This is a genomic window from Staphylococcus devriesei, from assembly GCF_002902625.1.
GTDB lineage: Bacteria > Bacillota > Bacilli > Staphylococcales > Staphylococcaceae > Staphylococcus > Staphylococcus devriesei.
In genome coordinates this window covers 50,603-62,821 of sequence record NZ_PPRG01000031.1, presented here as the reverse complement: position 1 = coordinate 62,821, position 12,219 = coordinate 50,603, and the positions used below count along the sequence as shown (strand labels likewise).

12 protein-coding genes are annotated in these 12,219 nt (G+C 35.2%); 4 read left to right on the top strand and 8 right to left on the bottom strand.

Features of this window, described 5'->3' with window-relative positions; all coding sequences use genetic code 11:
• Window positions 1-47 precede the first annotated feature (47 nt).
• The 4 genes from CD147_RS05295 to CD147_RS05280 all read left to right on the top strand — a co-directional run bounded on the left by CD147_RS05295 (window position 48) and on the right by CD147_RS05280 (window position 4,836).
• Complete coding sequence (locus tag CD147_RS05295; RefSeq protein WP_103166395.1) at window positions 48-1,256, top strand: NAD(P)/FAD-dependent oxidoreductase; 1,209 nt, start codon at window positions 48-50, stop codon at window positions 1,254-1,256.
• 191 nt (window positions 1,257-1,447) lie between these two features.
• The gene (locus CD147_RS05290; RefSeq protein WP_411841044.1) at window positions 1,448-2,920 is read left to right on the top strand and encodes a M17 family metallopeptidase; all 1,473 of its coding nucleotides are present in this window, start codon (window positions 1,448-1,450) and stop codon (window positions 2,918-2,920) included.
• A gap of 196 nt (window positions 2,921-3,116) precedes the next feature.
• The gene (locus CD147_RS05285) at window positions 3,117-4,436 is read left to right on the top strand and encodes a Na+/H+ antiporter family protein (protein ID WP_103166393.1); all 1,320 of its coding nucleotides are present in this window, start codon (window positions 3,117-3,119) and stop codon (window positions 4,434-4,436) included.
• Window positions 4,437-4,455: 19 nt separating this feature from the next.
• Window positions 4,456-4,836, top strand: coding sequence for a PaaI family thioesterase (locus CD147_RS05280; protein ID WP_103166392.1), 381 nt, complete (start codon window positions 4,456-4,458; stop codon window positions 4,834-4,836).
• A 68-nt stretch (window positions 4,837-4,904) separates the two neighbouring features.
• Here the strand turns inward: CD147_RS05280 and CD147_RS05275 are convergent, their stop codons facing one another.
• From CD147_RS05275 to CD147_RS05240, 8 genes are all read right to left on the bottom strand, one after another.
• Complete coding sequence (locus CD147_RS05275) at window positions 4,905-6,068, bottom strand: NAD(P)-binding domain-containing protein (protein ID WP_103166391.1); 1,164 nt, start codon at window positions 6,066-6,068, stop codon at window positions 4,905-4,907.
• A 388-nt stretch (window positions 6,069-6,456) separates the two neighbouring features.
• The gene (locus tag CD147_RS05270) at window positions 6,457-6,813 is read right to left on the bottom strand and encodes a Na+/H+ antiporter subunit G1 (RefSeq protein WP_103166390.1); all 357 of its coding nucleotides are present in this window, start codon (window positions 6,811-6,813) and stop codon (window positions 6,457-6,459) included.
• The gene (locus CD147_RS05265) at window positions 6,791-7,081 is read right to left on the bottom strand and encodes a Na(+)/H(+) antiporter subunit F1 (protein WP_103166389.1); all 291 of its coding nucleotides are present in this window, start codon (window positions 7,079-7,081) and stop codon (window positions 6,791-6,793) included. The genes CD147_RS05270 and CD147_RS05265 overlap by 23 nt, the downstream gene beginning before the upstream one ends.
• A complete protein-coding gene (locus tag CD147_RS05260; protein WP_103166388.1) occupies window positions 7,081-7,560 on the bottom strand; it encodes a Na+/H+ antiporter subunit E in 480 nt (159 codons plus the stop codon). The genes CD147_RS05265 and CD147_RS05260 overlap by 1 nt, the downstream gene beginning before the upstream one ends.
• A gap of 2 nt (window positions 7,561-7,562) precedes the next feature.
• Window positions 7,563-9,059: a Na+/H+ antiporter subunit D gene (locus CD147_RS05255; protein ID WP_103166387.1), complete on the bottom strand. Its 1,497-nt coding sequence runs from the start codon at window positions 9,057-9,059 to the stop codon at window positions 7,563-7,565.
• Window positions 9,046-9,393 carry a Na+/H+ antiporter Mnh1 subunit C gene (gene mnhC1 / locus CD147_RS05250; protein ID WP_103166386.1) on the bottom strand — a complete coding sequence of 116 codons (348 nt, stop codon included), beginning with the start codon at window positions 9,391-9,393 and terminating at the stop codon, window positions 9,046-9,048. Before mnhC1 ends, CD147_RS05255 begins: the two co-directional genes overlap by 14 nt.
• Window positions 9,393-9,821, bottom strand: coding sequence for a Na(+)/H(+) antiporter subunit B (locus CD147_RS05245; RefSeq protein ID WP_103166385.1), 429 nt, complete (start codon window positions 9,819-9,821; stop codon window positions 9,393-9,395). The genes mnhC1 and CD147_RS05245 overlap by 1 nt, the downstream gene beginning before the upstream one ends.
• Window positions 9,802-12,213, bottom strand: coding sequence for a Na+/H+ antiporter subunit A (locus CD147_RS05240; RefSeq protein WP_103166384.1), 2,412 nt, complete (start codon window positions 12,211-12,213; stop codon window positions 9,802-9,804). Before CD147_RS05240 ends, CD147_RS05245 begins: the two co-directional genes overlap by 20 nt.
• Window positions 12,214-12,219 lie beyond the last annotated feature (6 nt).

Here is a 12,219-nt window from a genome sequence, read left to right as displayed (position 1 = left end):
CTTTATCTACATTTAAGAAAATAATTATGAAAGCTTAGGTGAATGAAATGGCACAAGATCGTAAAAAAGTACTAGTACTAGGTGCTGGTTACGCTGGTTTACAAACAGTAACTAAATTACAAAAAGAACTTTCTGCAGACGAAGCAGAAATCACGTTAATCAACAAAAACAAATATCACTATGAAGCAACTTGGTTACATGAAGCTTCAGCTGGTACATTAAATTATGAAGACTTAATTTATCCAATTGAAAGTGTAATTAAAGAAGATAAAGTTAAATTTATCAACGCTGAAGTAACTAAAATTGACCGTAATGCTAAAAAAGTAGAAACTAATCAGGGTATCTATGACTACGACATTTTAGTAGTAGCACTAGGTTTCGAAAGCGAAACATTTGGTATTGACGGTATGAAAGACCACGCTTTCCAAATTGAAAACATCGAAACTGCACGTCGTTTATCTCGTCATATCGAAGATAAATTCGCAAACTATGCAGCTTCTAAAGAAAAAGACGATAAAGACTTAGCTATCTTAGTTGGTGGCGCTGGCTTTACAGGTATTGAATTCTTAGGTGAATTAACTGAAAGAATTCCTGAATTATGTAGCAAATATGGCGTAGATCAAAACAAAGTTAAATTAACTTGTGTTGAAGCTGCTCCAAAAATGTTACCAATGTTCTCTGACGAATTAGTTAACTATGCAGTTAACTACTTAGAAGACCGTGGCGTTGAATTTAAAATCGCTACACCAATCGTTGCTTGTAACGAAAAAGGTTTCGTTGTAAAAATCAATGATCAAGAACAACAATTAGAAGCTGGCACTGCTGTCTGGGCTGCGGGTGTACGTGGTAGTAAATTAATGGAAGAATCATTTGAAGGCGTTAAACGTGGCCGTATCGTGACTAAACAAGATTTAACAATTGAAGGTCATGATGATATCTTTGTAATCGGTGATGTTTCTGCGTTTATTCCAGCAGGTGAAGAACGCCCATTACCAACTACAGCTCAAATCGCTATGCAACAAGGTGAACACGTTGCTAAAAATATTAAAAACATTTTAAACGGTCAAGCTGCAGAAGAATTTGAATATGTTGACCGTGGTACAGTATGTTCATTAGGTTCTAATGACGGTGTAGGTATCGTTTACGGTAGAGATATTGCCGGTAAAAAAGCTGCCTTCATGAAGAAAGTTATTGATACACGTGCCGTATTCAAAATCGGTGGCGTAGGCTTAGCATTCAAAAAAGGTAAATTCTAAGTTTTTATAAAATCAATATAATAGAGAAGCTGAGGCGTTTATATAAATGTCTCAGCTTTTTTAGATGTTAGTTGTATGAGGTGAAGAGACTTTGAAATCGTCTCATCTTATCTATAAGCATCTATATCGAAGTGGAACAAAATATCTTTGAAATTACATTTACTATTCAACAGAAAGGGCGCTAGACAATGATCAATTTCAATTTTAATCAACATGAGCACATCGACACTGGAGTGTTAATTATAGGCGTACCAGACCACATTAATCAGCTTGGTACAATTCAGTACAAAAATCACGATTTAACACAACGCATAGATGATTATCGACACCATCATATAATTCATAATACGCTAGGTAAAGTCGCTTCAACCGTCTTGCCTTTAGAAAGTGAAACCAAACGCTTAATCACAGTTGGATTAGGTAATTTAAAGACGTTAAATTATACTGATTTGTTAAAGGTATTTGGCAACTTGTTCCAATTTTTAAAAGAAGAACATATCACGGATGCTGAATTATTATTCGATACATTTATCTCTAAACAAATCACTCAAGATAAAATCATAGAAGTATTAGGTCTCCAAAGTGAACAAGCCATATATATCTTTGATAATTATAAATCTGATAAAAAAGTTCCGTACAAGTTAGACTTGCATATCACTACACAAGATACACATCTTGAGACGCACTTGAAACAAGGCATAATTGTAGGCCAATCTATCAATCTTGCGCGTGATTTCAGCAATATACCACCGAATATTTTAACGCCAAGTTACTTTGCGGACGAAGTGGCAGAGCATTTTAAAGAAACGAAAGTCAAAGTGGATATTAAAGATGGAGAAACCTTGTTGTCAGAAGGATTTGGTCTTATCCATGCAGTGGGTAAGGGGTCGATTCACCCTCCAACATTGATTACATTAACGTATAATGGCGCTAAAGAAGATGAGGCACCGATTGCCCTAGTTGGTAAAGGGATTACTTATGATTCTGGTGGTTACAGTATTAAGTCTAAAGTTGGCATGCAAACGATGAAATATGATATGTGTGGCGCAGCGAATGTGGTAGGAATGATTGAAGCGGCATCACGACTCGAATTACCAATTAATATTGTAGGAGTGATTGCTTCCGCTGAAAATATGATTAGCAATAATGCTATGAAACCAGATGATGTCTTTACAGCGTTAAGCGGGGAAACGGTTGAAATGCTAAATAGCGATGCAGAAGGTCGAATGGTATTAGGAGATGCTGTATTTTATGCGAACCAATTCCAACCACGTATTATTCTTGATTTTGCAACGCTAACAGGTGCAGCCATTGTAGCACTAGGAGAAGATAAAGCAGCATTGTTTAATTCTCATGCTGAAAATGAAATTCAAGAGATTTTAGCCAGCGCAAGAGCGATGGATGAACTTGCCTTTGAATTACCTATCACAAACACAGAACAACGTTTAATTCGTCGTTCTGACGTAGCCGATTTAGTCAACCACACAAATGGTCAAGGTAAGGCTTTATTTGCAGCCACATTTGTTACACACTTTAGTGGCACGACACCTCATATCCACTTTGATATTGCAGGGCCAGCTACAACCCCCACTAATAGTTTTAAAGGGCCTAAAGGTCCTACGGGAAGCATGATTACAACCGTTTTAAATTGGTTACGTAACTAAATATTTTAAACAATAAGGCAAATAGCATTAAAAGTATAGAGCAGTAGTGTGTGTTTAAGATTAAACCTCACTACTGCTTTTTTGTACAATACGCATCTTCTTAAAATTGTCGTATTGACAATATTCCATCGAGTTGATATGATAAGTCACATAATTATTTACTTTAGTTCGGTAGAGAGATAAAGGATGAGTGCGTATGGTTAATGCAGTAGTTATTGCAGTTATTTTAATGATTATTTTATGTTTATGTAGATTAAATGTAGTGATTAGTTTATTTATTAGTTCTTTAGTTGGTGGGCTCATTTCAGGTATGAGTTTAAATAAAGTCATTAGCGTATTTGGTAAAAATATTGTCGATGGTTCAGAAGTCGCTTTAAGCTATGCATTGCTAGGTGGTTTTGCAGCACTTATATCATATAGTGGCATTACGGACTATTTGGTTAATAAAATCATACGCGCAATTCACTCTGAAAATAGCAGATTGTCTAGAATCAAAGTCAAAGTTATTATCATTGTAGCACTTTTAATGATGAGTATTATGAGTCAAAACTTAATTCCGGTACATATCGCATTTATTCCCATTGTTATTCCACCACTTTTAAGTCTATTTAATGATTTGAAAATGGACAGACGCTTAATCGCATTAGTAATTGGTTTTGGCTTATGCTGGCCATATGTCTTACTGCCATACGGTTTCGGTCAAATTTTCCATCAAATTATTCAAAACGGTTTTGAAAAAGCACATCACCCAATCGAATTTAATATGATATGGAAAGCGATGCTTATACCTTCATTAGGTTATATTGTTGGGCTGTTATTAGGTATATTCTATTTCCGTAAACCACGTGAATATAAGGCTGAACCTTATTCTGAACAAGAAGATACAATGCCAGTCATACGGCCTTATGTATTAGTAGTTACCGTAGTAGCGATTTTAGCAACATTTTTAGTACAAACATTTACAGATTCTATGATTTTTGGCGCATTGGCTGGGGTATTAGTCTTCTTTATTTCAGGTGTATATAAATGGAATGAATTAGATAGTCAGTTTGTTGAAGGTATTAAGATAATGTCATTTATTGGAGTAGTGATTCTTTCGGCAAATGGCTTTGCCGGTGTGATGAATGCCACTGGGGATATTCAAAAATTAGTCTCAAGTTTAACTGAAATTACAAATGGTCATAAATTAATTAGTATCATTGTAATGTATCTTGTTAGTTTAGTAGTGACTTTAGGGATAGGGTCATCTTTTGCGACTATTCCTATCATCGCAACGTTATTTATTCCACTTGGTGTTTCAATTGGTTTAAATACGATGGCGCTTATTGCATTAGTAGGTACAGCCAGTGCTTTAGGGGACTCAGGATCTCCTGCAAGTGATTCTACATTAGGGCCTACTGCCGGTTTAGATGTAGATGGTCAACATGATCACATTCGAGACACATGTATACCTAACTTTGTGTTTTATAACGTACCATTAATTATCTTTGGTACAATTGCTACGATGATACTATAATAATCATGAGGTGAGATACGTGACTAATTTACTAGAAACCTTTGAAATGAGAATAGAAGATACTAAGGAAGGTAAAGTTGTCATTTCAATGCCAGTCACTGATAAAGTGAAACAACCATTTGGTTATTTACATGGTGGAGCAACTATTGCATTAGGAGAAACGGCTTGTTCTATCGGTGCTGCAAATTTAATTGATACTCAACAGTTTATTCCTTTGGGCTTAGAAATGAACGCAAATCATATCCATTCAGTTAAAGAAGGTCGCATTATAGCTACAGCGTCCATTATTCACCAAGGCAAGACCACACAAGTATGGAATATTGAAATTAAAAGCGAACAAGATGAGTTAATCAGTATTATGAGAGGGACAATAGGCATTAAGCCCTTGAAAAATAAATAAGTGTTTACTTTAAAAAGAGCGAGGACAGAAATTACATAAATTTCTATCCTCGCTCATTTCTTTTTGGATTATGCTGAATCACGTTTACTATTATGCAATCTTTGATAGGCTTGATGAATCCTTAATGAAGCTTCCTTGCCTCCCATGATATTTCTTGCAAACGGTCCAAGTTCTAAATCTGCCAGGCCACCTGATACAAAGAGTTGAGGGAGCCATTCTAATTCTGAACTTATATCTGGCAAGCCACATGATGCTAAAGGCGCATGTTCACGTGTAATGAGTGATTGTATCATTGATTGTTTTAAGAACGTAGGTTCAAAACCAGTTGCCAGTAAAATATAATCATACGTTACTTTCTGATTTTCAGTAATAATAGAATGATCCTCTATAGAGGTAATCTTCTCTTTATGAATTATCAAACGTCCAGATTGAACATGTTTTTTCAAGCGTAAATATAACTCTTGAGGCATAGAACCTTTGTGTCTTTCTTTTAAAAGAATTTCAAATTTTTCATCTGAAGATTTAGTATTTAAGAATGACGTCATATTTTTAGGCCCAAGCCAGCCAGGATCGGCATCGAAATGATGAATTGCTATATCTTTATTCATCCACAAATGTACCACTTTATCATGAGAGCGATTTAATAACTTCAACGTTAAATGAGCCGCCGAAATGCCACTACCCACAACATGCGATGCCTTATCATACATAATAGCATCGAAATTCTCATTGAAAATATGGCAGACATCGTCTTTATGTTGATATAAGTCAGGAATGAAAGGTTTATGGTTACAACCTTGGGCGAGCACGACACAGTCAGTTTGAAGTTCTTGAGAGTCAGATAAAGTAATCGACCAACCATTATTTTGTTGTGTCAATTCTTTTACGTAGCCCTGTATATGACAAGTATTAAGATTATAATGATGAACTTGTTCATGCACATGATGCATAAACATATCTGTTTGAGGACGTTGATAGCGTCCATAAGTTGCATTTGTATATTGTTGCACTTTAGCGAATTGCTTTAAGTGGAAAGGATTAGGGTGAATGTGATGTACGATAGGAGACCGTAAAAATGGCATGCTGATTCTATGAGTAAAGTCATTAAATTGTTCACATAAAGAGCTATAAGGATCGATAATAGTTAATTGTTCAATAGGAAGCCCTGCTTCGCGTAATTTTAGCGCGATGGTCGTACCTTGAATGCCGCCACCAATAATAGTCCAATGCATAGAAACACTTCTTTCTTATAAAACGTAATTATTACGATTTATGATAACATGTTTTTAACTTAAAGCCAATATAAAGTTACACATAAATAACTTATTATTATCGGCGAGCCTCTAAAAGAAAGGTCTTAGTGGCTAAGTTAGGCAGTAGTTGACTGAAATGAAGATGCGTTTGAGCCTCACTCTCTTCACTTCTAGTCAACCTTGCCGGGGCGTGACAACGAAATCTTAGAAATTACATTAGATTTCTGTCGCCGTTCCCCCCAGGAAATGCAATCCAATCATTACGAAGTATTAATATAAAAAAGACGTAGAGATGAATTCATATTTGAATACCTCTACGTCTATATGGAGATTTAACTCTTATTTTCAATAATAAAGAAAAGCTAAATTATATTTTCTTATTCTTAAATTCGTCTTTAATTTCATCTATTTTCGTATCTTTAGTATAAGGTGTTCTATTATTATACGAAGCTCTCATAATTAAATGGCTTGAAAGTGGACCAGTGATTAAGATAAATACAATACCTAAAATCAACTGCATATTAATGTAACCCTCTGCACCAATAAAGTATAAGAATGTTCCAAATAGTAGAAAGATCGCACCTAGTGTGGCAGATTTTCCGGCAGCATGGCCACGTGAATAGATATCTTTTAAGCGAATAATACCAATGGCTGTAACGGCACTTATTAAAGCACCTAAGATAACAAAGATAAGCGCTAAACTAATGATGATGTTTGCTATCACGTTCCATCACCTTACCTTTATCCATATATTTTGAAAAGACCGCTGTGCCTAAAAACGCTAAAATACCAATTAATAATATAGCAACAAGTAGATATTGCGCGCCTATAAAAATACTATATAGAGCGATACATGCCATTAATTGTAAACCTATCGCATCAAGTGCTAATATACGATCTGCTAAAGAGGGGCCCTTAATAATTCGAATAAACATAGCCAACATTGATATGACGACAATAATTAAAGCAATAATAATTATTATTTTTACCATCAGCCTTCGCCCACCTCTCTAACTACTTTTTCAAGTGACGATTTAATACCTTCAACTTCTTCCTCTTTAGTACTAAAATCAATTGAATGTATATAAATCTTTGTTCTGTCATCACTTATCCCAAGTACTACTGTTCCAGGTGTAAGAGTAATTAAATTAGATAATAATACAATTTGCCAATCAGTCTTTAAATCCGTGTCATAAATAAAGAAACCGGGCTGATTTTTCAATGTAGGTTGTAAGACGATTTTTAACACATCGATGTTAGCTTTAATTAACTCGATGAAAAAGACTACGACAAGTTTAATAATCTTGTACACTTTAATTAAATAAAATTTACCAGGTAAGACTTTATTAAATAAGTAGACCAAACCTATCCCTAAGATAAATCCTAATAAAAGGTTATTTAGGGTATAGCTACCACTTAAGAACAGCCATATAAAAGCTAAAATAAAATTTAAAATGATTTGAATGGCCATAATTACTTACCTCCTAACACGCTTTTAATGTAAAAGCTAGGATCATAGAATGATTTAGCCGCTTCAGAGACAAGTGGATAGAGTAAATCAGCAGATAAACCGAATAATACTGTAATGACTACTGCTACAATAGAAATAGTCATAGCATGGGTTACATTTACTTTGTGTTGTACATTATATCCTTTTGGCTCTCCGAAAAAGCCTTTTAAGAAAATACGAATAACTGAATACAATACTACTAAACTTGAAAGTAAGACGATCACGCCACTTACATAAAAGCCCTTTTCAAAAGTAGCCTGTACAATATAATACTTACCGTAAAAACCACTCAATGGCGGTATACCAGCTAAACTTAAGGCAGCTATAAAGAATGACCAACCAAGGACTGGGTACGTTTTAATGAGTCCTCCGAATTCTTTAAGGTTAGTGGATTTAGTGATTTGATACATTACACCAATTAATAGGAATAGAGAAGTCTTCACTAACATATCGTGAAGTGTATAATAAATTGCTCCTATAATTCCCGCTTCATTCATCATTGCGACACCAACTAAAATCACACCGACAGCAATCATAATATTGTAAATGATGATTTTTTTAGTGTCGTAATATGCAATGGCTCCGATTGAACCAAAGATAATCGTTAATAATGCTAAGAATAAAATTGTGTAGTGTGAGAAACTCATCGTATCGTTGAAGAATAAACTCAACGTTCTTAAAATTGCATAGACACCTACTTTTGTAAGTAATGCGCCGAAGAAGGCGATAATAGCAAAAGGTGGTGCATAGTAAGAACCAGGTAACCACACATACATAGGGAAGGCTCCGGCTTTAGTTGCAAATACGAAGATGAAAAGAATAAATACTATGCTTAACAGTCCACCATGTGTACTAGATAGACTAGTCAATTTCTCGCTAATATCAGCCATATTAAGTGTGCCAACGATTGAATATAAAATCGCCACCGCAATAACAAAGAATGTAGATGTCACAATATTTACGAGTAAATATTTTACCGTTTCACGTAGCTGAATACGTGTGCCACCTAGTACTAGTAACGCGTATGAAGACATCAAGAATACTTCAAAGAATACGAACAAGTTAAAAATATCTCCAGTTGTAAACGCACCAATAATACCTACTAACATAAACGTGATTGAAAAGTGGAAGTAATAGCGTTCTCTATCAATTCCAGCAGTCGTAATCGAATATGCAGTAATAAGTATCGTGATAATAATGCTTGTTACGATTAACATGGCACTAAAACTATCAAGTAAAAAGATAATGCCGTAAGGTGCTGGCCAAGAACCTAATTCTACTTTCAATGGGCCATCAACCACTACATTTCTTAAATTGATGATGGCAACTACTAAGGTAAGGGCAAGGCCTATCAATGTGACATAGCGTTTAATTCGATAACGTTGTCCTAAAAATATAAGGATAATAGCAGTAATGATCGGCACTACTAACGTCAGAACAACTAAATTAGTTTCTATCATCATTAGGCACTCCCTTCATCTGTTCTACGTTGTCTGTACCTAATTCTTTGTAGGTTCTAAATGCCAAGACTAAGAAGAAAGCTGTCGTTGCAAAGGCAATAACAATAGCTGTAAGTATTAATGCATGTGGGATAGGATCAACATATTGAGAGATGCCTTTTTCATAAATTGGCATTTCACCATGTTTTAATCCACCCATTGTAATTAAAAATAAATTTGAAGCATGTGTAATTAAAGTCGTCCCCATAACAATTCGTATCAAACTTTTAGATAAAACGAGATAGACACTGATTGCTGTGAGAATACCACATACAAATATCATAATTATTTCCACTATTCGTTCTCTCCAATCGCTAAAATAATTGTCATAATCGTACCAACTACTGCACATAAAACACCAAAGTCAAAGAACATAGGTGTATTCATATGAACAGGTTGGAGTAGGGGCAACGGGATATTAAACTCTGTATGAGTAAAGAATTGACTGCCGTAGAACCAACTTGCAATAGGCGTACCGACGCAGAATAATAAGCCAATACCAATTAGAATTTTAAAATCCCAAGGGAAGACTTTGCGCATCGTTTTAATATCAAACGCTATTGCAATAATAGTTAATGCACAAGATAAAAGTAATCCTCCTACGAAACCTCCGCCAGGTGTATAGTGACCGGCAAAGAATAAAGCAATACCAAATAAGGCGATTAAAAAGGCGATAATAACAGCAGCATATTGAAACATTAAATTATTGTTCTGTCTGTTCATCACGCTTCACCTCACTTGTTTTATGTTTACGGCGTAGTTTAATCATTGTATAGACGCCTAATCCAGCAATGCCTAATACAGATGATTCGAACAACGTATCCATACCACGGAAGTCTACAAGGATAACGTTGACCATGTTTTTACCATGAGCTAAGTCGTAAACGTGATCTTTATAATATTCTCCAATAGAAGTAAAGTGTCTATTGCCATAAGCAATTAAGCCTAAGATAATGACGACTAATCCTACCCCAATTGAAATTACTGCATTCGTTAGCTTAAATGAAATTTTTTCATTATAACGGTTTAAATTTGGTAAATAGTAGAAACATAATAAGAACAAGCCAGTCGAAATTGATTCAACTACGAACTGTGTTAAAGCTAAATCAGGCGCTTTAAAGAATACAAATAGCACTGATACCGTATATCCGACTACACCAAGCATGATAATGCTAAATAAACGTGACTTAGCAATCACTACCATGAATGCTGCTACTACAAGTAAAACTAAGATGATAATTTCGTAGAGATGTATCGTATTAATATCTTTAAAATCAAAGTTGAAAGGCACGCTTAACAGTGTAACTGCAGTGACTATAATTAACATGCCGAAGATAATAACTAAGCCATCTCGAACATATCCGTTAACATAGCTATTTGTCATATTTGCTGAGTATGATGGCAGCCATTTTCCAGCTGAATCATACCAATGATTAAATGTAAGACGCGTAGGTTGTGCTTGTAATAAACGAATCCAATAGCCAAATGTTAACAATAGTATAATTCCTATAATCCAAATAATTAATGTTGAAATGAATGCAGGCGTAATACCATGGAATAAGTGGAATTCTGCATGTACATTTGTCGCTCCACTAATTGCTGTTGTCGCTGGCTCAATGATAGATTGTGTTAGTAATCCAGGGAATAAACCGAAGACGATAACGAGTACAGCCAAGATAACAGGAGAGATTAACATTAATAATGAAACTTCATGCGCCTTTTTAGGTAGAACATCGGGCTTGTGTTTTCCGAAAAAAACATGTAAGACGAATTTAATCGAATATACAAATGTAAAGATACTACCTACAATAGCTAAAATTGGGAAGATTATTCCTAATGTATTGAGACTAAAAAGATCTGCGTGAGACGCTTCAATCATGGCTTCTAAGAATTTTTCTTTAGATAAGAAACCATTAAAAGGTGGTACACCGGCCATGCTCAATGCTGTGATAATAGTGATTGTAAACGAAATTGGCATGATAGTAAGTAAGCCACCAAGTTTCTTCACATCACGCGTACCAGTCGCATGGTCAACCGCGCCGGTTACCATAAATAGAGCGCCTTTGAAAGTCGCATGGTTAACTAAATGGAAGACTGCTGCAGTAAAGCCAGCTATATATAATTGGCTTTGTTGGCCTTCGAAATGATAGCTAACTGCACCAATACCTAGCATAGACATAATCATACCGAGTTGTGACACAGTAGAGAATGCTAAGATACCTTTTAAATCTTGTTGTTTAGTCGCATTGAATGATGCCCAAAAGAGGGTGATTAAACCGACTAGAGTAATTGTCCAAATCCATCCTTGTGAAATGGCAAATAAAGGCGTCACACGGGCCACTAAATATAGTCCCGCTTTTACCATTGTTGCTGAGTGTAAATAGGCACTAACGGGCGTAGGTGCTTCCATTGCGTCGGGCAACCAAACATAGAATGGGACTTGTGCAGATTTAGTGAATGCACCTAACATGATTAATATCATGGCGAATGTAAAATAAGGACTGTGCTGTATTTTAGATGCATTATCTAGTAAATGATGTACACTCATTGAATCGCCTGCTAACGATATAAGGATAAAGCCACCTAATAAGCTTAAGCCCCCAAATACAGTGATAATAAGTGACTTTTGCGCACCGTAAATTGATGCTTGTTTTTCTCGCCAAAATGAGATGAGTAAGAAACTTGAAAATGAAGTTAATTCCCAAAACAAATAAAGCATAATTAAATTATCTGAGAGTAAAACTCCCAACATTGCACCCATGAAAAGTAATAAATAACAGTAAAAGTTTCCGAGTTGTTCAGACTTACTAAGGTAGCCTACAGAGTATAATACGACGAGGCTCCCAATACCTGTAATAAGTAAACTGAATAACACGCTTAAGCCATCGAGATATAAATCAAAATTCATACCGATATGAGGCATCCAATTCAAAGTTTTTATTACTGTATTACCTGATTGAGTAGTTGAAATATGAGTTAAGAAATAAATAAATAAGACAACAGGAATAGGTAATACAAACCAACCTAAATGAATCTTTTTAAAGAATCGATAAAGGATTGGAATAATGAGTGCGAATATTAGCGGTAAGAGTACCGCAATATGTAACAAACTCACTATGTT

What these genes read in the sequence shown, in the direction of transcription:
- CD147_RS05295 (WP_103166395.1), top strand. Translation starts at nt 48, where the DNA reads ATGGCACAAGATCGTAAAAAAGTACTAGTACTAGGTGCTGGTTACGCT.
- CD147_RS05285 (WP_103166393.1), top strand. Translation starts at nt 3,117, where the DNA reads ATGGTTAATGCAGTAGTTATTGCAGTTATTTTAATGATTATTTTATGT.
- CD147_RS05275 (WP_103166391.1), bottom strand. Translation starts at nt 6,068, where the DNA reads ATGCATTGGACTATTATTGGTGGCGGCATTCAAGGTACGACCATCGCG.
- CD147_RS05265 (WP_103166389.1), bottom strand. Translation starts at nt 7,081, where the DNA reads ATGGTAAAAATAATAATTATTATTGCTTTAATTATTGTCGTCATATCA.
- CD147_RS05260 (WP_103166388.1), bottom strand. Translation starts at nt 7,560, where the DNA reads ATGGCCATTCAAATCATTTTAAATTTTATTTTAGCTTTTATATGGCTG.
- CD147_RS05255 (WP_103166387.1), bottom strand. Translation starts at nt 9,059, where the DNA reads ATGATAGAAACTAATTTAGTTGTTCTGACGTTAGTAGTGCCGATCATT.
- CD147_RS05245 (WP_103166385.1), bottom strand. Translation starts at nt 9,821, where the DNA reads ATGAACAGACAGAACAATAATTTAATGTTTCAATATGCTGCTGTTATT.